Here is a 22,648-nt window from a genome sequence, read left to right as displayed (position 1 = left end):
CTTTAACTTTATAGTTATAGATTCATATATTTCACGTTAATAATCTACTATTCACCGCAAAAGTTTAAGTGCTTTAACTTTAGTGGTGTCGTACACCAATATCATAATGGATGCTTTATAAATTAGCAATATCAATTTATTAATATTGAACACGCCTACTACTGTTGATCATACAAAAAGAAGATGTGTCAATACCATTTCTAATGAGTGTCCCAAGCTTATTATTTCAGCTTTTAGGACACCCTTTTCTACGATCAGTTTAGCCGCTAAACTTACTATTTCAAAACATATTGTGATAGCACGCTCTGTACTTCATAAATACTGACATTCTTATTGAATGTCTTAACAATGGGAACCGGACTACTTGAAATGTATATTTTGAGTTCCGCATCAAGATCGAAATGCCCAGCCGTCTCTACGGAATAATGTGAAATACTCTTGTAAGGAATGGAGTGATATTCCATCTTCTTGCCTGTTATCCCCTGCTTATCGATCAGAATTAATCGCTTATCAGTGAATATAAACATGTCACGCACTAGTTTATAGGCTCTCTCGATAACCTCTTGAGATGCTAAGATTTGAGCATACTCCTTCTGAACCTCTGGCAAATCCACTTGAGAAGCATTTCCTAATAGCCCATTTAAGAAACCCATCTGTCATCCCTCCCTATTCCATCTTATTACAATTCATATATGTTCAAATATCTGTTTTCAGACTTAATATACTTCTATATTGACTAAGTAGGTCAAGGTCATCTACAATTAGTAGAATAAAAATTTAATAGGCAAGGTGATTAAGTCATGTCCCAAGATCAACTTCAGTACAACATATTATTGTACTACAAATTTGTTAGTATTCCTGACCCCGCACAATTCACTGCAGATCATTTGAAATATTGTAAAGATCTAGGCGTTAAGGGGAGAATCATTATTGCTGGAGAAGGTATCAATGGTACCTTGTCTGGAACGGTTGAACAAACCGAGCAATATATGAAAGATATGCTTGAAGATCCACTATTTTCTGATATGATTTTCAAAATTGATGCATCTCATGAACATGCTTTCAAGAAGATGTTCGTGCGACACAAGGAAGAACTCGTCACTTTCCGTTATGAGAAGCATTTAGATCCTAATGAATTAAGCGGCAAAAGATTATCTCCTACCGAATTCCATGAACAACTTCAGCAAGACGATGTCATTGTGATCGACGGAAGAAATGATTATGAATTCGAGATTGGTCATTTCCGTAATGCGATCCGCCCTGATGTCGAATCCTTTCGTGAGTTCCCAGAATGGATCCGAAATAATTTAAGCGAACACAAAGATAAAAAAGTACTGACGTATTGCACAGGAGGAATCCGTTGTGAGAAATTGACTGGATTCTTAATGAATGAAGGGTTTAATGATGTTGCACAATTGGATGGCGGAATCGTAACTTATGGAAAGGACCCTGAAGTACAGGGAAGACTCTTCGATGGTAAATGTTACGTATTCGATGAACGCATCTCCGTACCCATTAACCATACTTCTGAAGATGTCATTATCAGCCAATGCCATCATTGCGGTAAGTCAGAAGATCGATACATCAACTGTGGATATACTCTCTGTCATGCCAAACATATATGCTGCGAAGAGTGTGAACAATTACATCGTGGATTCTGCTCAGATGAATGTGAAGAGAATTCCAATAATATGGTACAAAAACAAGTTTAACTATGGAGGGCTCAAATGAATAAACCTGTTGAACTCTCCACTCGAGAACAAATTGTCCATATGCTGAAGACCAAGGCACCTCTAACAGCAAAGAACATCACGAACGAACTACAGATTACTGAAATGGCCGTTCGTCGACATTTGGGCACACTTGAGAGGGACGGATATATTGAATATAATATGGTCCGTCAATCCATGGGTAGGCCTACGGCGCTCTATCGATTAACTGAGTTAGCGGAAGGGTTCTTCCCTAAAACTTATCATAATCTGACCCTAGATTTACTTAGTGAGCTTGAAGCAGAGTCAGGTCAAGAGATGATTAACCTTCTTTTCGAGCGACGCAAGAGCAAGCTTGAGCATAAATATGGGAATACCATGACAGGGCTCCCTTTATCTGAAAGAGTACTTCTACTTACGCAGATTCAGAATGAGAACGGATATATGGCAGAATGCGAAGAAGTTGACGATGGATCTTTTATTATAAAAGAACATAATTGCCCCATTTCTCACATTGCTAATCAATATCAACATGCTTGTCACTGTGAGCTTGAATTATTCAAATCACTTCTACAAGTTGATGTGAATCGTACAGAGTGCTTATCCACAGGTGGTAGCAAATGTTCTTACGTGATCGCTAATTCCAAAGGTTGATCCTAACAAAAATAAGAAGGGCTGTCCCGATGTCATTTTATAATGACTTTTGGGACAGCCCCTCTTTGTTATATAAATAACACAGTTAAAACTCAATGTTGATCAGTAGCTTATATTCCACTTTTATTCATCCGAGGAAGTGGATCCCCTGACGATCAATCGTCCGGAAAGTCGTATTGAATCTATCTCGAACCCATTCATTCGAGCAAGTAACATATTCATCGCCGCTTCTCCTGCTAGTTGACGGGGATAGTCGATAACGGTTAGGGCTGGTGATAGTTGCGAAGACATCAAGATATTCTCACAGCCAGCGATGGCCAGATCATGAGGTACACGGATACCTCTTTCATGACACGAAGCTAAACATCCTGCGGCCATTAAATCGTTGGCGCAGACGATAGCCGAGAAGTCTGATGATTTCCCATCCACTCGGTCAAATAATGCACTGAGCACTGCTTGGGCCTGTTCGAATCGACCCGATCCATCAAGTATTCGCGGTACAAAACCCTCTATATGTAGACCTTCAAGCCGCATAGCTTCGCAAAAAGCATGACATCGAACTGCGTAGTGTAGTGGATCGTCTCTCCCAACAGACATAAAAGCGATCCGTTCATGACCCTGCTGACTTAAATGAGAAAGAAGGCTACGCATCACGGGTAGCCATTCAATGTCGACATATGGAACGTTATTCCTCATCCCTCCATCCCAAGGGGCAGGCTGCATAGCTGATACGATAGGTACCTCAAGTGAACTGAAATATTCGAATGTCTTTTGGCTAAAAGATTGCCCCAGTAGAAGAAGCCCATCCACTCGACCCATCAATAAGCTCCATAACTCTTCTTCTCGATCCGGCTCGTACGTCTGCACAAATACGAAGTATCCATGTTGCTTAGCAGTCGCTTCAATGTGAAGCAACAGTCCCGCCTCAAAAGGATTACCGATATAATGAATCAACACAGCAATTTGCTGTGTTTTCTTCGTCTTGAGGCTCCGAGCTGTCTGATTTGGACGATATCCAAGATCTCGAATGGCATCTTGTACTCTACGCTTCGTTTCCTCCTTCACGATGTTGCGATTATTTAGCACATATGAAACGACGGCTACGGATACACCGGCACGGTCCGCTACTTCTTGTCTTGTTACCATGATAATGAACTCCTCCGTTCATCCCTTACAAGGCATTAGCTACTTATTTTATTCGATCCTTCTAATCTTTTTTTATCTAGTTTTTATTCGGATTCTGTAACCATTCCTTCAATGGCATCATAGAATCATCAGGTACATAATACTTGAATGGATTGTCACTAATGAACCCTAGTAGTTGCTTGCGAATAGGGCTTGCATCTTTCAGCAGTCGTTCGGAAGGAATCTTATAGTCAATGGGGCGCATCCAAATGGGGCTATAACCGAGAAATAGCTGACGTCTTGTTTCTTTAGAATGGTTAGGGGCCCCAGAATGCCACAAAGTCTGTGGAAAAACAAATACATCGCCGGGATCACCACAGATCTGCATTTCATCCGTTAGCTTTTCTCTTACATTGTCCGAATCAGGTTGGTATACACGGTTATGTGAGCCTGGAATTATCTTCGTATTACCTCGATTCGGTTCAGACATATCGCTCAGGATATAACATACTTTTATATAGTATGTCGACGTAATGCCACCAATACTTGGAAATTTCGGGTGTGGTCCATCCTGATGCCAGTTAATGAAACTATTCGTCGCGGTCTGTACATCTGTCGGGTTAGGCTTCCGAACTGTTAGATGAGAAATATGCAACTGAATATTATACCCGAGTAATTGGACGATAAGAGGTAGCACCGAAGGTTCATCGATCAAAGATGCAATTTCTTCATGACGTTCTACACTGTTATAAATATTGTAAGAAAGGGATTCTGGCTCGTCATCCAATATTCCATCGATAACAGCATTTAACCGTCTTACCTTATCTTTGCTTAATACACCTTTTAGTAATAGATAACCCTCGTCATTAAACTTTTGGATCAATTCCGAACTGAACCTTTTTACCGTTGTCAATTTACATACCTCCTAATTTACTCGTGTAAATTTACTTTAAATTTACTATATTTCACAAAAACTTGTCCTGTCAATTCTAACTTTTAACTATACTTCCGCGAAATTACGCCCTATTCGACGTGTACGATTAGAATAATCGTATCTCTCTCTTGTTTAAATAACACAGTTAAAACTCAATGTTGATAAGTAGCTTATATTTACAACTATGTCGCATCGTGATATAGTCACATTACGACATATCTACCTGCAACATACCTCTTCATTGTAGCCCTTATTATAAAGCTAACATAATAACAGAAAGGTGATCATTTTGAATATGATTGAAAAAGTGCTGAAAAAGTATGTGCCCATGACAGAAACGGCATTTTATATTCTCCTCTCCTTAACAGAACCCCGTCATGGATATGGAATTATTAAACATGTAGAGGGAATTTCAAGATCACGAATTCGATTAGGATCGGGTACGGTTTACGGGACTCTAACAAAAATGCAGAAAGATGGAATTATCACTGTATTTGCTGACGAAGAGAGAAGAACCGTTTATGAAATTACTGACATTGGCAAAAAGCTAATTACTGTTGAGATAAATAGACTTAAAGAGCTGCACCAGAATGCATTAAAATACGAGGAGGATTTTAATGATTAAAAAGGTTTTTAGACCATTTTGGAGCTATGATGTGAGCAAAACAGAAGAATGGCTCTCATCTATGGCGGAAAAGGGATATCTTTTCGAGAAATTGAATCGAGGAACACGTTGCTTTTTCTTTAAAAAAGGCGATCCAAAAAAAGTAACTTATCGAATAGGCTACGATAAAATAAAGGCTGATTCACTGTCTAGAGCCTTTATAGATGATGGTTGGATGAAGATTCTGCAAAGCGGACATTGGTATGTACTGTCGAATGATAATCTTCTTGAACAAATAAAGACATTTCCTGTTCGTGAGGGAATCATCAAACATAATAGAGTGATTATGTACATTTTCGGTAGTGTATTAATATATATGATAACGATGACTATCTTTTTTGTCATTATTATCTCGATTATGTTGTCTATATCAAATGAACCATTAAGTGCTGTTGAACAAGTTGGTAAGAGCCCTTATTGGATTTTAGCATATTGCAATATCGGCGCTGCATTAGCCCTCTGGATTCTTACAATCTATTCTGTGATCAAAATTAGTAAAACCAATAAGAAATTAATCAGTGAAAACATACAATACAACAAACCTCTAGGGATGGTGGATCATGATGAAGGAAGACTAAGTAAGCATGAAGAAAGGCAGTTGAAACATTCAGGGAATATGGTTGTAAAGAGAAGATTGGGATGGATGTACGCTCCGGATAAGCTCGAAGAGTGGCTCGAAACCATGGAAGAACAAGGCTATAACCTTTATCGTATGAGTAAACTAGGGAACAGCTTCTATTTTAGAGTAGGTCGCCCACGCAAGGTAAGTTATTGTGCTGATTTTCAGAATAGTATTACAGATGAAGGCTACAATGACATACACAGGGATTCTGGCTGGAAGAGTGCTTTTATTTCCAATTCCTCCTTTCAAAAATGGTCCATATGGAGCCGTGAATATTCAGAAGGCGAAGAAAGACCACAGCTTTACAGTGACAAATCGCATCATTTAAAACATGCAAGACGCATAGCCATCACCTATTCATGTCTATTTATTCCTTTAATTATCATTTCTATTTATAATATAAGATTAAATATGGAGCTGAGGGTTAATAGTAGCTTTGATAAATTACAATGGATGAGCACGATTTCACTTATGCTTTCTTGTCTCCCCATTGGTTCGTACTTGATCAGAACATGGTTGTATTACAGACGGCTTAGAAAGCGTTATAACTACGATTCGTAACGAAGCAACGAATAAAACCTATCTTTCATGACGAAAGATAGGTTTTATTTCAAGCCGCTTCATTTATCAAAGAGGAGCATACAACAGACTGCTACAGTAACTCTTTACGTAATTGTTCCGGAGATTTCGATGATAGTAGACCAAATGGAATATCATAGACCGTCTTTGCACCGGACTGATCTTGTTTCGCCAATTTATAGGCTGCACGAGCATAAGCTACTAATACACTCGCTGTAAATTCCGGGTTGCTACCAAGCTTCAATCCGAATTCAATAATTTGTGTATTACCGTCTCCAGTTCGACCACTTCGAAGTACATTACCTCCATGAGGCATTGCGGAATGCTTAGCCTGTAATTCCTCTTCAGTAATAAAAGTTACTGTTGTATCATAATCTGCGAAATAGTTAGGCATTTCAACGATCTCTTTTTCAATACGTACAAGGTCTGCACCTTCCTCAGCCACAACATAACAATCACGTAAATGCTTATCACGAGTGGATAGCTCTGGATTCTCACCAGCACGTACTTTAGATACAACAGCTTCAACAGGAATCGTATACTGAATCCCATTCTTGACGCCTTCAACCCGACGAACCGCATCCGAATGCCCTTGACTTACACCGCGACCCCAGAAGGTATATTCTTTACCTTCCGGTAATATCGCTTCCCCTAACATCCGATTTAGCGAGAACAGACCTGGATCCCAACCGGTTGAAATCACACTAACATGTCCGTTCTCCTTAGCTACGACATCCACCTTCGCGAAATAATCAGGAATTAGAGCATGTGTGTCAAAGCTATCCACTGTATGAAACATTTTAGAGAAATATGGACCTTGCTCTGGTAAATCTTTTGCAGAACCACCACATAGAATCATTACGTCAATCGTTCCTTTATACTTTTCAGCTTCTGCAACTTGCAGAACGGGAACACTTGCCGTTACGCCTTGTGGATCACGTCGAGTAAATACAGCCACCAATTTCATATCTGGATTTTGTCGGATTGCCTTCTCTACGCCCTTACCCAAATTACCGTAGCCTACAATTCCTATCGTTATTTGTTGCATATGTTTCCTCCCACTAATTATGTTATAACCGGCATTTCCCTTTGACTGTACCTATTATAAACAGTAATTAGCTTCAAATCCAATTCAATTTAACCAGTATTGCATATAGAATTTATTTATTGATCGCTTCTGGCTCAGCTTCTTCTCCGTCTCCTTCAATGGCTACACGTGGAGCTGCAACTAAAGCGAGTAACAATTCTTCACTAGTTGGAACTAATGTAATCCCCTTCGGTAACTTCACATCAGTAGCGATTAGCTTGTCGCCGATCTCAAGGTGAGAAATATCAATTTCAATTGCAGATGGAAGTTCCGCAGGCAGGCCTTCAACTTCTAGTTCTGTTACTAGCGTCTGAACAACTCCACCTAATTTACTTGCAGCTGCAACACCTTGATAGTCAATAGCTATTGATGTGCGGAGAGGCACCGACTCTGAAATTTGTAAGAAGTCTGCATGGATCCACTTTCCATTTTTCTTCTGAAAATCTTTTATAATAACGGATAAATCCTTCATACCTTCAACTTGTAACTTAAACATTTCGGAACGTCCTGTTCGAACTACTCTCATTAATTCTCCATCGTCAACATGAACCGAAAGACTCTCTTTATTCAAACCATATACGACAGCAGGAATCCTTCCACTTTCTCTCAATTTCCTAAGTACGGATGGTGGACCATCTTCCAATCTTTTTTCAGCAGTAATCATTAGTAATGTCATTTTTATTCCTCCAATTATAGAATGTATTTGTTACACGCCAAATTACAGGCATACCTATCTATTACCCAATTATTCATATGTTCAAACATCTTTCTATAAATCCAATGATTGTTATTTTAGTAAAATGTATGTTTGTCACAAATTTGTAGCATTTGTAATCCTCTTCCTTGAGTGCAAGTCATCTACTACTATGATATGATATCGAGGGCTGTTCAGCCTTATCATAAATTATTTGGAGGCAACTATGTCATCACAAACGAAACAATCCGTACAAATTATTACTGCAGATCCTAGTGGAATCGGCCTATTTGGCCTGGCGATGGTAACACTTGTCGCATCCTCACAAAAGCTTGGCCTTACAGAAGGTCTTAGCTACATTATTCCCTGGGCTATTTTCCTTGGGGCTTTTGCCCAGCTTTTCGCTTGTGTTCAAGATGCTAAGCATAACAACACCTTTGGAATGACGGCTTTCGGTGCGTATGGCTTTTTCTGGCTTGGTGTTGCCAGCAGTTGGTTGATGAAGTTGGGCGTATTTGGTCCACAGTTGGCTGCAGATATAGATGGCAATCAACTAGGCTTTGCCTTTCTAGGCTATTTAGTGTTCACATTATTTATGACCATTGGCGCTATGGAGACTCACAAAGTACTCTTCACTATTTTTGTATTGATCGATTTCCTTTTCTTGGGATTAACGTTTGATGCTTTTGGTATCGCACCTCATATATTCCATACAATTGCAGCTTACGCTGAAATGGGAATTGCTATCGTATCGTTATATGGCTGTGGCGCTTCTGTTCTTAATGCTCATTTTGGACGAAGCTTTCTACCCCTTGGTTCGCCATTCGGTATTTTCAAAAAATAAATAAAGACATGCTTCTCTAGACAAGTAGAAACGGCAATGCCGTTCTTTTTTCAAAGAGATTATGCTTTCGATGCTAGCGATACTTCGTATCACTTTAAGGCACTCGTTTCAGCGGAAATACAAGGAATATAGTATCAAGAATCAATTTCATAATTACGCATCCCGATTTAGCTGCATCTGCGATTATGAAATTGATTCAAGTGAAACTTATACTTTCTTATTATTTTCAAAATAAAACATGGCAAACTGAGGTTATCCCCTTAGCCTGCCATGTTTTTTTGCATTATATTCTTTATCAAGAAGAATCTCAATCCTCTTCTTGATAAAGCACCATGATGGATAGCCTTGGAACTAAGACTGTCTCTCCAGCAATCTTCTCCAGTAGTGACGTCCCAGCTTTCTGATCGTTGACTGTTATATTCCAACCCGCTGTGGATCCTGGAATACCTACCGCTACCGTATCCTCGTTCCCATTATAGATAACTACGATATTACGCCATATATCTCCATTGGCATGATCTTTTAGTTGATAAGCTACTACGTTGCCATTACATTGTAATATTTCTAGATGCTTCTCAATTTGCCCCCTAGTACGCATTCGAAAAGCAGGATGATGGTTACGCAGCTCAATCAAACCTTGATAATACTTGAATACAGCCTGGAACTTCCCTTTGTTATCCCACCTAATCCCATTGATCCAATCCCCACTTTGATAACTATTATGATCACCAAATTTGGAGCGTAACATCTCATCCCCTGCATGAATCAGAGGTATTCCTTGTGATGTTAATATGATCCCATTAGCAAGTAAACTCCGTCGAACAGTGTCACTTGTGAGCGGTTCTATAGGATCAACACTTTTATAAGGATCAGCTGTCTCCATTAATTTCACTTCCATGCTGTTCGCATGTAAACCACCGAATACATCTAGCATACCAGCTTCTTGTCGTATTCCCTCAGTCGTCAGCACTTTATCCCATAAGTTCAAGTTATCATGCACCGTCACGTAATTGATTGTCTCCATCGGGAACTCCGCGAAATCATGAATGGATCCGCATACCCCGTTCCATATAGCCCACTCTTTACCAGGCTCTCCTGTAGCAAATCCACGTCCCGTTCCATCACTATCTCCTTTAATCGCACTACGGAAATGATCATTAAACACGGAAAGCTTTGTCCCCCTTTGCGTTCCTTTCAATGTCTGATGAGTAAGCGGGGATAACCCTCCAGTCCATGGTTCACCGTAAATCATAATGCTAGGATCTACTTCGTCATGCAGTTCATCGGTAATTTCTTTCATCGTCAGTGTATCTATAAGACCCATTAGATCAAATCGAAATCCGTCAATGTGGTATTCTTCTGCCCAATATCGCACGGAATCTTTCATATATTTACGTACCATCGGACGCTCCGAAGCAAGCTCATTCCCAACACCCGAACCATTCGAATACGCGCTAGAATGATCTGTTCTATAAAAGTAGCCAGGTACTATCGATTCAAATGGACCTCCTTCAATCAAATACGTATGATTATAAACTACATCCATCACGATGCGTATGCCCTTACTATGCAAAGCTTGAATCATTTCCTTAAGCTCGATAATCCGTATAGCAGGATTACTCGCATCGCTGGCATACGAACCTTCTGGTACATTATAATTTTGGGGGTCATAACCCCAATTGTACTCCGATATAGAAGTACCTTGGTCATCAACCTTCAACTCGTTCACTGTTTTGAAATCAAATACGGGCATGATCTGAACATGCGTTACACCAAGTTCCACCAAATGGTCGATTCCTAACGCATTCCCGTTGACATCTTTTAGTCCGAACTCTGTGAAGGCCTTAAACCCTCCCTTATTCACGAGACCTGAATCTGGATGTATCGAGAAATCGCGTACATGTAATTCATAAAGGATGCTATCTATTGGATGACTAAGCGGTGGCTTCACATCTTCATCCCAGCCCAATGGATCTGTCAATTTCAGATCTACAATGGCCGTTCTTTCTCCATTAGCCGAAACAGCCTTTGCATATGGATCAACCACATAATGAACCTTTCCATCTGTAAATTCTGTTTTATACATGTAGAATAAACCTCTCAAGTCACCCTTGCAGTAACTTGACCATACACCATCAACATCCTTCATCATCACTATTTCAGTATCCTCACTGTGGTTCATCACTTGACCCAGATGATTATAGCGACCTGAATCTTTATATATAACTAAAGACACAAGACTTGCTGTTGGCGCCCATACTTTAAACATGCTTCCTTCCGACGCGTAGCAACATCCCAAATCTCTACCTTCGTAATAACTTGTTATATTGATCATGAAATTTCACCACCATCGTATGTCATATTGAGAACCTTACGACAATCCACATTCCACGTTCAATATATCATATGTGAGTCGGATTCATTTTGTTAGTCGTTTCCTTTTCGATCATACAGTATTCATACTTTCACTTTCTCACAATAACTAAAAAGCAGACCAAGGCTCATTCTGAAGTGCTCCCTGTCCACTTGACAGGAAGCATTTCATTCGACCTTGACCTGCTTTTATTTGTACAACGATCTCTTTTTTCTGAAGTTTGGATTTACACCGACTATTCCTCAGTCCGTGTCTGAGCCTCAATAGGCGTTTTTACCAATTCAGGCACTGATGGCAATGATGCCAATGGCTGCACTTCAGGTTTCTTTTGAGTAAATCCTTTAATCAAACTTTCAATATCAAGCCCAGAGACATTCTTCAACATCGTTGGTGCAGTCGCCATTAGCTCCGTTACATAATTACTAACTCGAGCGGCTCCTTCACCTTTCCCAGTGTCGACCACAGTCAACGTATCGATAGCAGCAAGTGGCTGAGCAATCTTGCCCGCCAATTCAGGCAACATCTTCGTCACGATGTCGAGTATTGCAGCTTCCCCGTACTTTTGGAATGCATCTGCCAATTTCTCTTTCGCCTCAGCTTCCGCGAGACCTTTCAGACGAATAACGTCTGCATCTGCAGTACCGCGTGCACGTTCTGAATCTGCCATCGCTTCCCCGTCCAGTCGCTTCTGTGTTGCAGAAGCTTTGGCCTGCGTCTCGATTGAGTACTGCATAGCATCCGCTTCAAGCATTCTGCGTGCCTTATCTGCCTCTGCTCCAACCTCAACAGAATAACGATCCGCATCCGCTTTCTTCTTCACATCTGCATCGTATTGCATCTGACGAACTAATATTTCCTTTTCCTGCAGATCAACTTCACGATTCTTACGGACAAGCTCTACTTGCATCTGCTCTTCCACCACGATTTGTTTAGCACGCGCTTCTTGAATATGATAGGCCTGATCTGCCTCTGCCTTTGCCGTATCCTGATCTTTCTTAAAGGAAGCCACTTTCAATTCCTTCTCCTTGGATGCTTCAGCGATGTTCGTATCTCTTAATAGTTCTGCCTTCTGCCCTTGCTCTTCGGCATTGGCCTTCTGAATACGTGCATCTCTTACCGCATCAGCCTCAGCAATTTCCGCGTCACGCTTAACGGTAGCAATCCGTGGTTTACCTAGCGCTTCCAAGTAACCATGTTTGTCACGCAAATCCTTAATTGTAAAAGATACAATCTGCAGTCCCATCTTCTTAAGATCGCGCGCAGCTACACCCTGTACTTCCTGTGCAAATTTATCACGATTCTTGTAAACTTCCTCAACGGTCATCATACCTAGAATCGCTCTAAGATGTCCCTCGAGAACTTCTTGCGCTTCACTTCTGAGCGATTCAACTGGCTTACCAATGAATTGTTCAGATGCAGTCACTACGTCTTCAATCGAACCGCCTACCTTAATAATAGCAACACCGTCAGCCATAACAGGAACACCTTGCTCTGTGTATACTTCTGGTGTCGAGACATCTAGTTTATGTGAGAGTAATGAAATGAATTGCGATTGCTGAAATACAGGTAGAATGAATGCCCCACCACCACGTATAATTTTAATTCTACGCCCATCTTCGTCTGAAATATTCTTATTCCCCAAGAAAGAACCCGTAACGATCATTGCCTCATCCGGTCCTACGGTCTTATAACGAGCCCAAAATGCCAAACCAAGTACAATAATGACGGCAATCACAATCGCTGGAATAATCAAATAATCTGGTACTGATTCCATTAACATTAGACATCATCTCCTCTTCTCTTATCAAATTCAGTAACATGCAACACGCCATCTACCTCTTCTACAATAACTACACGGCTACCAGCGGGTAATTCTTCCCCTTCAAGACTAGATGCAATATGTAATACATTCCCCGCTCCCACCTTCACCATGACCTCTCCATAACCAAGTGCAGGAAGTGGTATCGTAATCTCTCCAATTCTTCCGACCAAATCTTGGATGGAGTATCCCGTTGAATTCTCACTATTCTCCATTGGCTTAACATATAAATAGAACACAAGAACCGAGATGAAGATCGCAATCAGTATAGATAGCAACATGTTAGGCACATTATCTAACCCAGAGTAACGAGTTAATAATATACCTGCTCCACCGAACACTGTAATTGCACTTGCTACCACCGTTGGCTTCAGAATATCCACCGACATGAAATCAAGAAAGCCATCAAGTGCACTACTAAGTACATCTCCAAGCAATACGGTTACTAAGGCAAATAATACACCTCCTACCAGACAGCCTAAATAAAGCGCCTCCATCTTACATCCTCCTGTCGGGATCCTTTATGTTCATATTATTGTATACGTGTTACCATTCCCTTTTGTTTCATTTATTTCCTTGTATTCAAAAAAGAGAGTATATAACAGTACCCTTAGTGTAAAAAGGCCCTAGTCTCTGTTGTTTGTATCCTCACAAACAACAGAGACTAGGGACCTCATGAAGACTCCACTATGTTCTCCGTATCCGTCCAATCAAGTTCTTAACCGCAATACTCAAAGTGACATTTCATAAATCTTAATCACATCTTCTTTATGCAATTTATTGAAATTACCGAATGGACCAAAGCGTAGCGCCTTATCAGCCATGATTTCAATTTGGCTTGCATCGATATCATAATCGCTTAAGTGACTTGGCGCACCAATAGAATTCCAGAATGTACGTAACGCTTCAATTCCTTCTATTCCAACTTGCTCATCGCTTTTACCTGATGGATCAATATTAAATACTTGAATGGCTAGTCGCTTGAAGCGTGCAATATCGACGCTCTGGTTATGTTTCATCCAATTCGGGAATAAGATTGCCAATCCGCCACCATGTGGGATATCATACACAGCCGATACAGCATGCTCAATATTATGAGTGGCCCAGTCTCCGGACATCCCCATATTTAGTACACCATTCAATGCCATCGTGCCGCAGTACATAATCGTAGAACGCAACTCATAGTTCTCTAGATCTTCAATTAGCTTTGGAGCCGTATCAATTACTGTGCGCAGGATCGTCTCACAGAAGCCATCCTGAACGGGCGTATTATGCTCTGCATGGAAATAATGTTCTAGCACATGTGACATAATATCTACCATACCGTATACCGTCTGATCCTTCGGAAGTGAGAAAGTATGTACAGGATCCAGAATGGAAAATGCCGGATAAGCGTGTGGACTCCCCCAACCCATTTTCTCCTGTGTCACTTCATTGGATATCACAGAACCGCCATTCATTTCTGATCCGGTTGCGGCCATCGTCAATACCGTTCCCAAAGGAAGCGCTGCTTGTGGACTAGCTTTACGCTCCAAGAAGTCCCACATATCCCCATCATACTTCGCACCTACTGCAATCGCCTTAGCGCAGTCAAGAACACTTCCGCCCCCAACAGCCAGTATGAGTTCAATTCCCTTCGTTTTACACAAATCTACACCTTTATGAACTGTGGACAAGCGTGGGTTAGGTTCTACTCCCCCTTGCTCAGTAACTTCAGCCCCAATCTCATTTAACAACGATATAACATTGTCATAGAGACCACTCCGCTTAATACTACCTCCACCATAAAGAAATAATACTTTCATCCCATATTTAGGAACTTCCGTTTTAAGTGCAGCAAGCGTCCCTCTTCCAAAGATTAGCTTGGTCGGATTATTAAATTCAAATGCTATCATGATATGTCTCGCCTCCAATAATTATTGATATTCCATTGCACCTATAAAGGTTGTTCAAAAAATCATCTTTTGAACTCGCACCTATAGTATAAACCTTTCCCTATACAGGAACAAACCGTCCTTCCTAAGGGGTTGTTCAAAAAGTCACCTTTTGAACTCTCACCTAAATTAGAAGAACGGTCATTGTCACTCATTATATTAGGATTCGTTATATCCCAAATGCTGTAGAAATGCCTTAAACGCTTGCTGCCCTGCTTCTGTTCTCTTATAGACGCCAGCATGGCCCAGAATTTCTACAAATTTATCGCCAACTTCATGCTGAACCAATTGCACAGCCGCATCTTTACTGAACTGATTGCCATGTTCTGCTAGAAGCTTCTCAATCCACTCCAAATGCTGATCCAACACAGGAACTTCTCCAGCTGTAGCAGATGTATATAGCACTTCATCACCACTTAGAATATCTGCTACCAGATCCAACTCTTCTTTTAGTCTTCCTGGCAATATAGCTAGACCCATCACTTCGATCAAGCCGATATTCTCTTTCTTAATATGATGCATTTCTGGATGAGGGTGGAAGATTCCATCTGGATACTGTTCATTAGTACGATTATTACGCAACACCAAGTCCATTTCATATGCGCCATCTTCTGTACGATGAACAATTGGGGTAACGGTATTATGAGGGATGTCCTCCCCTAACTCATTCTTTGTAAAAGCCACAATATCTACATCTGGATCACTATATTGTTTCCAAGATTCATAGATATCATTGGCACTCTCGAGCAGGATCTCACTATCTTGTGACGTAAGGCGCAATACGGACATCGGCCATTTCACAATACTTACAGATACTCCTGGGTAATGGTTGTGCGTGAACGTCACTTCTTTAGGTGCATTCTGTACCGGGAACGTATGACGACCACCTTGGAAATGATCATGTGTCAGGATTGAGCCACCTACAATCGGTAAATCCGCATTCGATCCGATGAAATAATGTGGCATTACATCTACGAAAGATAGAAGTCTTTTCAATGTATCCTTAGTCAACTTCATGGGTACATGATCACGGTGAAAAATAATACAATGCTCATTATAATAAACATATGGAGAGTATTGGAAATACCAAGGTTCCCCGTTCATCTCTAAGGGAATAACCCGGAGATTCTGACGTGCTGGGTGGTTAATACGCCCTGCATACCCCACATTCTCCCGACATAGTTGGCACTTTGGATAGACAGGAGGCGGCAGTAGCTTAGCCATTGCGATCTCTTTCGGATTCTTCTCCGGTTTAGATAAGTTAATGGTCATTTCAATATCGCCATAAGCCGTCTTCTGCTTCCAGTAGACATTTTTGGCCACACGGTCCATGCGAATGTAGTTGGAATCTATGCTCAATTTGTAAAAGATATCTGTGGCCGCCTCAATCCCACGTTCAGCCGAAATAGCTTCAAACTCCGCAATCACTTCAGATGGACGGGCCATCAGAAATCCCATGATTTTGGCATCTAACAAATCCCGATAAGTATCACTATTCTCAGGAATTAGCCCTAGTTCATATCCATAGTTGATCAATACATCAATCATGAACTGTGGACTTCCAGCATGTGAATAATCTACTTCTCCTGCGAATGGTTCAGTGAAACGAAACAGCTCCATCAGCATATTGCGACTATAATCAATATCTTCTTGTTTCAATAAATTATGCTGATAAGAAAAATGTACAAGACGCTCAATAGCATGTAAAGCTTCATCCTGTTCAGGAGTTCTAGTTGCAATATCCATGTTCATCCCCCTTATTCTCCGTACCCTTGTGGGTGAGACTGATGCCAGCTCCAAGCACTTTGAATAATGTTCTCAAGACTATCATGTGATGGCTTCCAACCAAGAACGGTACGTGCCTTCTCCGATGAAGCTACTAATACAGCAGGATCACCGGCACGACGTTCCTGAGTCACTACAGGAATATCAAGACCAGTTACTTTCTTAGCCGTTTCGATCACATCTTTGACAGAGAATCCTTGTCCATTCCCAAGATTGAATACATTGCTATCTTGACCACTTCTCAAATAAGTTACCGCACGATAATGGGCATCTGCCAGATCACTCACATGAATATAATCACGAACACAAGTACCATCTGGTGTCGGGTAGTCCTCACCGAATACAGCAATGTTCTCACGTTGTTTCAGAGCAGCTTGCAACACTAGTGGGATCAGATGGCTCTCTGGTCGGTGATCTTCACCAATACGGCCACTCTCATGTGCACCAGCTGCATTGAAATAACGCAGTGCCACATATTTAATTCCTAGCACTTTATCAAACCATGACATCATACGTTCCATCATCAGCTTGGTCTCACCGTAGACATTCGTTGGCTCTGTCCGATCACCTTCTACAATAGGTACCTTCTCTGGTTCACCATAGGTTGCAGCAGTCGAAGAGAATACAATTTTACGAACATTCGCAGCATCCATCGCTTCAAGCAAACATAATGTACCGAATACATTATTATCATAATATTTCACTGGATTCTGCATACTTTCGCCGACAAGGGAATTCGCTGCGAAATGAATGACCGCATCAATCTCATTCTCACTGAATAGCTTCGCAAGCAACTCCTTATCTCGTAAATCTCCCTCGTACAGCTTACCTCCAAGTAGAGCCTCGCGATGGCCTGTTTGTAGACTATCAATCACAACGACCTCTTCACCAATATCCAGTAATGCAGCCACGGTATGTGAACCAATATACCCAGCTCCGCCTGTTACCAAAATAGCCATATTAGATCTCCTCCTTTAATTCTTTCACGCCATCGCCTACACCGCACACATAGAATTCGCCTTCGAGTCCAGTTCTAGCTTTATAGTGATCGCCGACCTGCTGCACAAATTGTTCCACGGAATCTTCATGCACCAATGATACTGTACAGCCACCGAACCCAGCACCTGTCATCCGCGCGCCAAGTGTACCAGCAATCTTCTGTGCCTCTTCCACCATCACATCTAACTCTGTACAACTCACTTCATACAAATCTCGTAAGGAATCATGAGATTGATTCATGAATTGACCGAATGTTTCAAGATCATTCTTACTTAGCGCTTCCACGGAATCAAGTACCCGTTGATTCTCTTCAATAACATGCTGAGCCCGACGTCTTACCGTCTCATCTTGAATATGAGTCTGCAATGTTTCGAATTGTTCTGGCTTTAAATGTGCCAAGTATTCCAATGATGGAACTTCCTGTTTCAGAATATCTAATGCGACTTCACATTGATGTCGACGTTCATTATAGGCAGAATTCACGAGCCCTCTACGTTTGTTCGTATTCCCAATCACTAGCTTGTATGAACCCGTGCGGAAAGGAACATGTTTATATTCCAATGTATCGCACATGAGTAGAATAGCATGATCTTGCTTTCCGTTCGCCACTGCGAATTGATCCATGATGCCGGAATTCACGCCTACATACTGATTCTCTGCTCTTTGGGATAAACGTGCGATTTCTACGGTGTCCGTTTCTTGTCCTTCCAACGTCAAAATCGCATATGCAGTTACTACTTCAAGGGACGCCGATGATGAGAGTCCTGCTCCATTGGGAATTTCACCATTGAAGTACAAGTCATATCCTTTCGTTAACTTGCATCCAATCTTGCTCAGTTCGACAAGAACACCAATAGGATAATCAACCCATTCACCTGTTTTTTCGTTACCTATATTGTCTATATCTAATGTCAATTCAAATGAAATATTGCCAGAAGAAAGGTGAATTTTATCATCATCTCTTTCTCTAATAATAAGCGTCGTACCAAATTCAAGTGCAGCCGGCAGAACATAACCGCCATTATAATCAATATGCTCACCAATCAAATTCACTCGACCTGGTGCATTAAACACCCGCTCTGGATGATGACCTTCTCCAAATTTACTTATGAACGTTTCCTTCAGTTGTTGAATACTCATTAGCACTCACCTATCCTTTCAATATCGTTATGACCTACACTAAGTATAAAAGATACCATCCACTTTGATAATGCAATCATGTGTGCTTAATATGGATAAATGTGACCTTTAGATCTATAATGAACTCATGTCATTCACATTCATATCAGTAACGAAGAGAGGAATAATACTCCTATGTCACTTCATTCAACCTATTCAGTAGCTGCTAATCCAGTCTCCCACAATGACAATTCACTTCATGTACTTTTTGCTGGGGAGAGTCAAACAGATTCATTACATGCATTAGGTCCAAAAATCTATGATCATTACTTACTACATTATGTGGAGAGTGGAAAGGGAATCTTTCGAACCGAGCAACATACCTATGAACTACATGAAGGTTCCTGTTTCCTCATCCATCCAGGGCAATTAGTCAGCTATGTCTCGGATATAGAGCAACCTTGGTGCTATCGCTGGACAGCCTTTCTTGGGCAGGAAGCGCAACAACGGGTGGAATCCGCTGGTTTCCTAGTGGATCAGTCCGTATTCACCTCTACGAAAGATAAATCTACAATTGCCTCCTCCATAGCTCAAATACAAGAAGCTTTCTATACTAAAAAGGAAAGTGCTCATATGACATCCCTTGGTTATCTATACCTCATTCTTGCTGAAGCACAAAATGAGTTGTCCAGCCAGTCACGGCTTACTGGCACAGAATCCCAAGTTCAACGGACCGTTAAGCAGATGATTATGTATATGTCTACACAATTCGCACACCCAGTATCCATTGAACAGATGTGTGATAGCCTTGGATACAATCGCGCTTATCTTTCCAGGATTTTCAAGAAAGAAACTGGATTCTCCCCAGTAACTTATTTATTGAAGCTACGGATCGATAAATCACGTCAGCTACTACGTGAACGTCCTGAACTCTCAATTGAGCAGATCGCATCATCCGTTGGGCTAACAGATGCTCTCTACTTCTCTCGTCAATTCAAACGATTCTGCGGCATGTCACCCAGCATGTATCGTAATGAAACTGGACGACAAATTCAGATTATAAGACAGAAATTATGATCTATAAAAGAAAGCCTGCCATCCTTCTAAGAAGAATAAGCAAGCTTTCTTTATTCGCGTATCTTGTGATCGCACTTAGTTCTCTGTCTTAAGGATATTCTCAATCCGATCCAGTTCTTCTTGAGTGAATTCTAGATTGTCTAATGCAGCCACATTATCTTCAATCTGACTGACACGACTTGCTCCAATTAATACAGATGTTACTTTTCCACCGCGAAGTACCCATGACAATGCAAGTTGAGCTAGACTCTGACCTCTTGCAGCTGCTAATTGATTGAGTGCACGTACTTTTCGTAGTGCCTCTGGTGTAATGTTACTCTCATTTAGGAAGACGGATGAACTTGCTGCCCGTGAATCCTCTGGAATACCATTCAAATATTTATTCGTAAGCAAACCTTGAGCAAGAGGGGAGAATGCTATACTTCCAACTCCATTCTCTTCCAATACATCCTGTAGTCCTTTCTCAATCCAACGATTTAGCATGGAATAACTTGGTTGGTGGATAAGAAGTGGTGTACCTAATTGCTTCAGAATAGCTATCGCTTCTGCCGTTTGTTCAGCTGTATAATTAGAAATACCTATATACAGTGCTTTGCCAGAACGAACGATATGATCCAACGCCATCATCGTCTCTTCAAGCGGTGTCTCTGGATCAAATCGATGGGAATAGAAAATATCTACGTACTCTAGATTCATCCGCTTCAATGACTGATCTAGACTAGACACTAAATTTTTACGTGAACCCCATTCCCCGTAAGGACCAGGCCACATATAGTATCCAGCCTTGGAGGATATCAGCAACTCATCACGATAGGGCTTCAAATCCTGTGCCAATATTCTACCGAATGTCTCTTCCGCTGAACCAGCAGGAGGACCATAATTATTAGCTAAATCGAAGTGTGTGATACCTAAATCAAATGATCTTCTGATCATACTTCGTGCATTCTCATATGTGTCTATGCCACCGAAATTATGCCATAGACCTAAAGTGACCGCTGGAAGCTTAAGTCCAGAACGACCGCTACGGTTATACTTCATCTTGGAGTAACGTTCTTCATTTGCGATATACACCATGACATATCCACCCTTCTATTTGCGAAATATAGTAGTTATAATTGTGTGTTCAAAAAGTCATACTTATAATAGCTTACTTACCTTAGCCATCACTTCTGCAATGGGATCCGTAATAAGTAAATCAGCTTGCTCATCGTAAGGCGTTGGATCTACATTGAGAAGAATCGTCCGATTTCCTTGGAAATAAGATATCAAGTTCGCTGCAGGATGAACAGTCAACGAAGTACCACCAATGATAAGTACATCTGCTGTTGAGATTGCCTCCATCGACTGGTACAATATTTGCTGGTCCAGTGATTCTTCATACAGAACGACATCTGGCTTAATGACAGCATCACAGGTTGAACACCGCGGAACCTTTGCTTGACTAGTGATAATAGCTCCCAGATCATAATACTGTGCACAGCCCATACAATAGTTACGATGAATAGATCCATGCAATTCTAATACGTTTGAGCTCCCTGCTTTTTGATGTAGTCCGTCAATATTTTGCGTAATAACAGTCTGTAACTTCCCTTTCTTCTCAAGAGTAGCCAATAATTCGTGGCAAGCATTGGGGGAAGCGTGCTCGTGAATCATCTTGCTGCGATAGAAATCATAGAACACTTCTGGATGTTCAATAAAGAAATGATGACTAAGCATCACTTCGGGCGGATAGGGCGAATGTTGCTCGCTTTGATACAACCCTGCAGCAGAACGGAAATCGGGGATTCCACTCTCTGTTGATGTTCCTGCTCCTCCAAAAAATACAATTCTACTGCTCTCTTGAATCCAAGAGGCCAACGTTTCGATTTGTGTCATATGAGTTGTACCTCCTTCGCTCCCATATCTTTGAACATTTAATCCAAGTTTAATTCGTTCCTTTTGCTAGATGATAAGCGTCCATATATTGCTCAGCTCTTAGGCGCACTTGATTCATGTCCCCCGTCTTAACCGCTTTTGCTGTAAGATCTGATCCTATACTTACTGCCACAGCACCTGCTTTGATCCATTCACCTAGATTCGAGAGTGACACGCCTCCTGATGGCATGAAGTTCGCTTGAGGCATAGGACCTTTCATAGTTTTGATAATCGATGGATCAAATAGATTACCCGGGAATAATTTCATGATATCAACGCCAAGCTCCAACGCTTGTTGTACATCAGCTAATGTCATTAATCCAGGCAAGACAGGTATACGATATAAATTACAAATTTTAATTGTTTCTGGATTCAATGATGGTGCAACAACAAATTCAGATCCTGCGAGTATCGCGGCACGTGCCGTTTGTGGTTCTAACACCGTACCTGCCCCAATTATAGCAAATTTAGACGGATCAGTCGCATTCCAATGATATATCTGGCTTAGCTTTTCAATCGCATGTAACGCACCAGGCACGGTCAGTGTTACTTCAATAGCTTTAATTCCACCAGCAATAGCCTGCTCTGCCATTTCCACAACCTCATCCGCAGAGTTCCCTCGCAATACCGCAACAACACCACTATCAATCATCTTTTGAATAAGTTGAATCTTTTTCACAATGACAACTCCTAATCCTAATTATATTAGTATTTC

Annotated in this window: 21 protein-coding genes; 6 read left to right on the top strand and 15 right to left on the bottom strand. The window is 41.1% G+C overall.

Going from position 1 to position 22,648, the window contains the following annotated elements; all coding sequences use genetic code 11:
* Window positions 1–275 precede the first annotated feature (275 nt).
* Window positions 276–653, bottom strand: a complete 378-nt coding sequence (locus tag AC1TO9_RS00480) for a PH domain-containing protein (RefSeq protein ID WP_482054584.1) — start codon at window positions 651–653, stop codon at window positions 276–278.
* A 147-nt stretch (window positions 654–800) separates the two neighbouring features.
* On the opposite strand from AC1TO9_RS00480, the gene trhO reads away from it, so the two are divergent.
* Window positions 801–1,712, top strand: coding sequence for an oxygen-dependent tRNA uridine(34) hydroxylase TrhO (gene trhO / locus AC1TO9_RS00475; protein WP_482054583.1), 912 nt, complete (start codon window positions 801–803; stop codon window positions 1,710–1,712).
* 15 nt (window positions 1,713–1,727) lie between these two features.
* Window positions 1,728–2,363, top strand: coding sequence for a helix-turn-helix transcriptional regulator (locus AC1TO9_RS00470; protein ID WP_482054582.1), 636 nt, complete (start codon window positions 1,728–1,730; stop codon window positions 2,361–2,363).
* Window positions 2,364–2,486: 123 nt separating this feature from the next.
* Here AC1TO9_RS00470 and AC1TO9_RS00465 read toward each other — a convergent pair whose 3' ends face one another.
* Window positions 2,487–3,509 carry a LacI family DNA-binding transcriptional regulator gene (locus AC1TO9_RS00465; RefSeq protein WP_482058108.1) on the bottom strand — a complete coding sequence of 341 codons (1,023 nt, stop codon included), beginning with the start codon at window positions 3,507–3,509 and terminating at the stop codon, window positions 2,487–2,489.
* Window positions 3,510–3,585: 76 nt separating this feature from the next.
* Window positions 3,586–4,401 carry a phytanoyl-CoA dioxygenase family protein gene (locus AC1TO9_RS00460; protein WP_482054580.1) on the bottom strand — a complete coding sequence of 272 codons (816 nt, stop codon included), beginning with the start codon at window positions 4,399–4,401 and terminating at the stop codon, window positions 3,586–3,588.
* Between the two features lie 316 nt (window positions 4,402–4,717).
* Here AC1TO9_RS00460 and AC1TO9_RS00455 point away from each other — a divergent pair, with 316 nt between their 5' ends.
* Together AC1TO9_RS00455 and AC1TO9_RS00450 are read left to right on the top strand one after the other, a co-directional pair.
* Entirely contained in the window at window positions 4,718–5,047 is a 330-nt protein-coding gene (locus AC1TO9_RS00455; protein WP_482054579.1) for a PadR family transcriptional regulator, read from the top strand.
* Window positions 5,040–6,269 (top strand): DUF2812 domain-containing protein, encoded by a 1,230-nt coding sequence (locus AC1TO9_RS00450; protein ID WP_482058107.1) that lies wholly within the window; start codon window positions 5,040–5,042, stop codon window positions 6,267–6,269. The genes AC1TO9_RS00455 and AC1TO9_RS00450 overlap by 8 nt, the downstream gene beginning before the upstream one ends.
* A gap of 91 nt (window positions 6,270–6,360) precedes the next feature.
* On the opposite strand, the gene AC1TO9_RS00445 is transcribed toward AC1TO9_RS00450, so the two are convergent.
* Window positions 6,361–7,335, bottom strand: a complete 975-nt coding sequence (locus tag AC1TO9_RS00445; RefSeq protein WP_482054577.1) for a diaminopimelate dehydrogenase — start codon at window positions 7,333–7,335, stop codon at window positions 6,361–6,363.
* Window positions 7,336–7,447: 112 nt separating this feature from the next.
* On the bottom strand, window positions 7,448–8,050 hold the full coding sequence (locus tag AC1TO9_RS00440) for a 50S ribosomal protein L25 (protein WP_482058106.1): 603 nt from the start codon (window positions 8,048–8,050) through the stop codon (window positions 7,448–7,450).
* 244 nt (window positions 8,051–8,294) lie between these two features.
* On the opposite strand from AC1TO9_RS00440, the gene AC1TO9_RS00435 reads away from it, so the two are divergent.
* Window positions 8,295–8,912 carry an acetate uptake transporter gene (locus AC1TO9_RS00435; protein ID WP_482058105.1) on the top strand — a complete coding sequence of 206 codons (618 nt, stop codon included), beginning with the start codon at window positions 8,295–8,297 and terminating at the stop codon, window positions 8,910–8,912.
* A gap of 307 nt (window positions 8,913–9,219) precedes the next feature.
* On the opposite strand, the gene pulA is transcribed toward AC1TO9_RS00435, so the two are convergent.
* The 7 genes from pulA to AC1TO9_RS00400 form a co-directional block, all read right to left on the bottom strand.
* Complete coding sequence (gene pulA / locus AC1TO9_RS00430) at window positions 9,220–11,247, bottom strand: type I pullulanase (protein WP_482058104.1); 2,028 nt, start codon at window positions 11,245–11,247, stop codon at window positions 9,220–9,222.
* A gap of 274 nt (window positions 11,248–11,521) precedes the next feature.
* Window positions 11,522–13,060 (bottom strand): flotillin family protein, encoded by a 1,539-nt coding sequence (locus tag AC1TO9_RS00425; protein WP_482055218.1) that lies wholly within the window; start codon window positions 13,058–13,060, stop codon window positions 11,522–11,524.
* A 5-nt stretch (window positions 13,061–13,065) separates the two neighbouring features.
* Entirely contained in the window at window positions 13,066–13,602 is a 537-nt protein-coding gene (locus tag AC1TO9_RS00420) for an NfeD family membrane protein (RefSeq protein WP_482054573.1), read from the bottom strand.
* A 234-nt stretch (window positions 13,603–13,836) separates the two neighbouring features.
* Window positions 13,837–15,000, bottom strand: a complete 1,164-nt coding sequence (locus tag AC1TO9_RS00415; protein WP_482054572.1) for an iron-containing alcohol dehydrogenase — start codon at window positions 14,998–15,000, stop codon at window positions 13,837–13,839.
* 198 nt (window positions 15,001–15,198) lie between these two features.
* Window positions 15,199–16,785: a UDP-glucose--hexose-1-phosphate uridylyltransferase gene (locus tag AC1TO9_RS00410; protein WP_482058103.1), complete on the bottom strand. Its 1,587-nt coding sequence runs from the start codon at window positions 16,783–16,785 to the stop codon at window positions 15,199–15,201.
* A gap of 11 nt (window positions 16,786–16,796) precedes the next feature.
* Window positions 16,797–17,783, bottom strand: a complete 987-nt coding sequence (galE, locus tag AC1TO9_RS00405) for a UDP-glucose 4-epimerase GalE (protein WP_482054570.1) — start codon at window positions 17,781–17,783, stop codon at window positions 16,797–16,799.
* A 1-nt stretch (window position 17,784) separates the two neighbouring features.
* On the bottom strand, window positions 17,785–18,963 hold the full coding sequence (locus AC1TO9_RS00400) for a galactokinase (RefSeq protein WP_482058102.1): 1,179 nt from the start codon (window positions 18,961–18,963) through the stop codon (window positions 17,785–17,787).
* 174 nt (window positions 18,964–19,137) lie between these two features.
* Here AC1TO9_RS00400 and AC1TO9_RS00395 point away from each other — a divergent pair, with 174 nt between their 5' ends.
* Complete coding sequence (locus tag AC1TO9_RS00395; protein ID WP_482058101.1) at window positions 19,138–20,019, top strand: AraC family transcriptional regulator; 882 nt, start codon at window positions 19,138–19,140, stop codon at window positions 20,017–20,019.
* Between the two features lie 75 nt (window positions 20,020–20,094).
* Here the strand turns inward: AC1TO9_RS00395 and mgrA are convergent, their stop codons facing one another.
* From mgrA to AC1TO9_RS00380, 3 genes are all read right to left on the bottom strand, one after another.
* Window positions 20,095–21,093: an L-glyceraldehyde 3-phosphate reductase gene (gene mgrA / locus AC1TO9_RS00390; RefSeq protein ID WP_482054567.1), complete on the bottom strand. Its 999-nt coding sequence runs from the start codon at window positions 21,091–21,093 to the stop codon at window positions 20,095–20,097.
* A 63-nt stretch (window positions 21,094–21,156) separates the two neighbouring features.
* Window positions 21,157–21,894, bottom strand: coding sequence for an NAD-dependent protein deacylase (locus AC1TO9_RS00385; protein WP_482058100.1), 738 nt, complete (start codon window positions 21,892–21,894; stop codon window positions 21,157–21,159).
* Between the two features lie 49 nt (window positions 21,895–21,943).
* Window positions 21,944–22,612, bottom strand: coding sequence for a bifunctional 2-keto-4-hydroxyglutarate aldolase/2-keto-3-deoxy-6-phosphogluconate aldolase (locus tag AC1TO9_RS00380; RefSeq protein WP_482054565.1), 669 nt, complete (start codon window positions 22,610–22,612; stop codon window positions 21,944–21,946).
* Between the last annotated feature and the right edge of the window lie 36 nt (window positions 22,613–22,648).

It is taken from the genome of Paenibacillus sp. Y916, from assembly GCF_056786435.1.
This window is presented reverse-complemented; position numbering and strand designations above follow the sequence as displayed.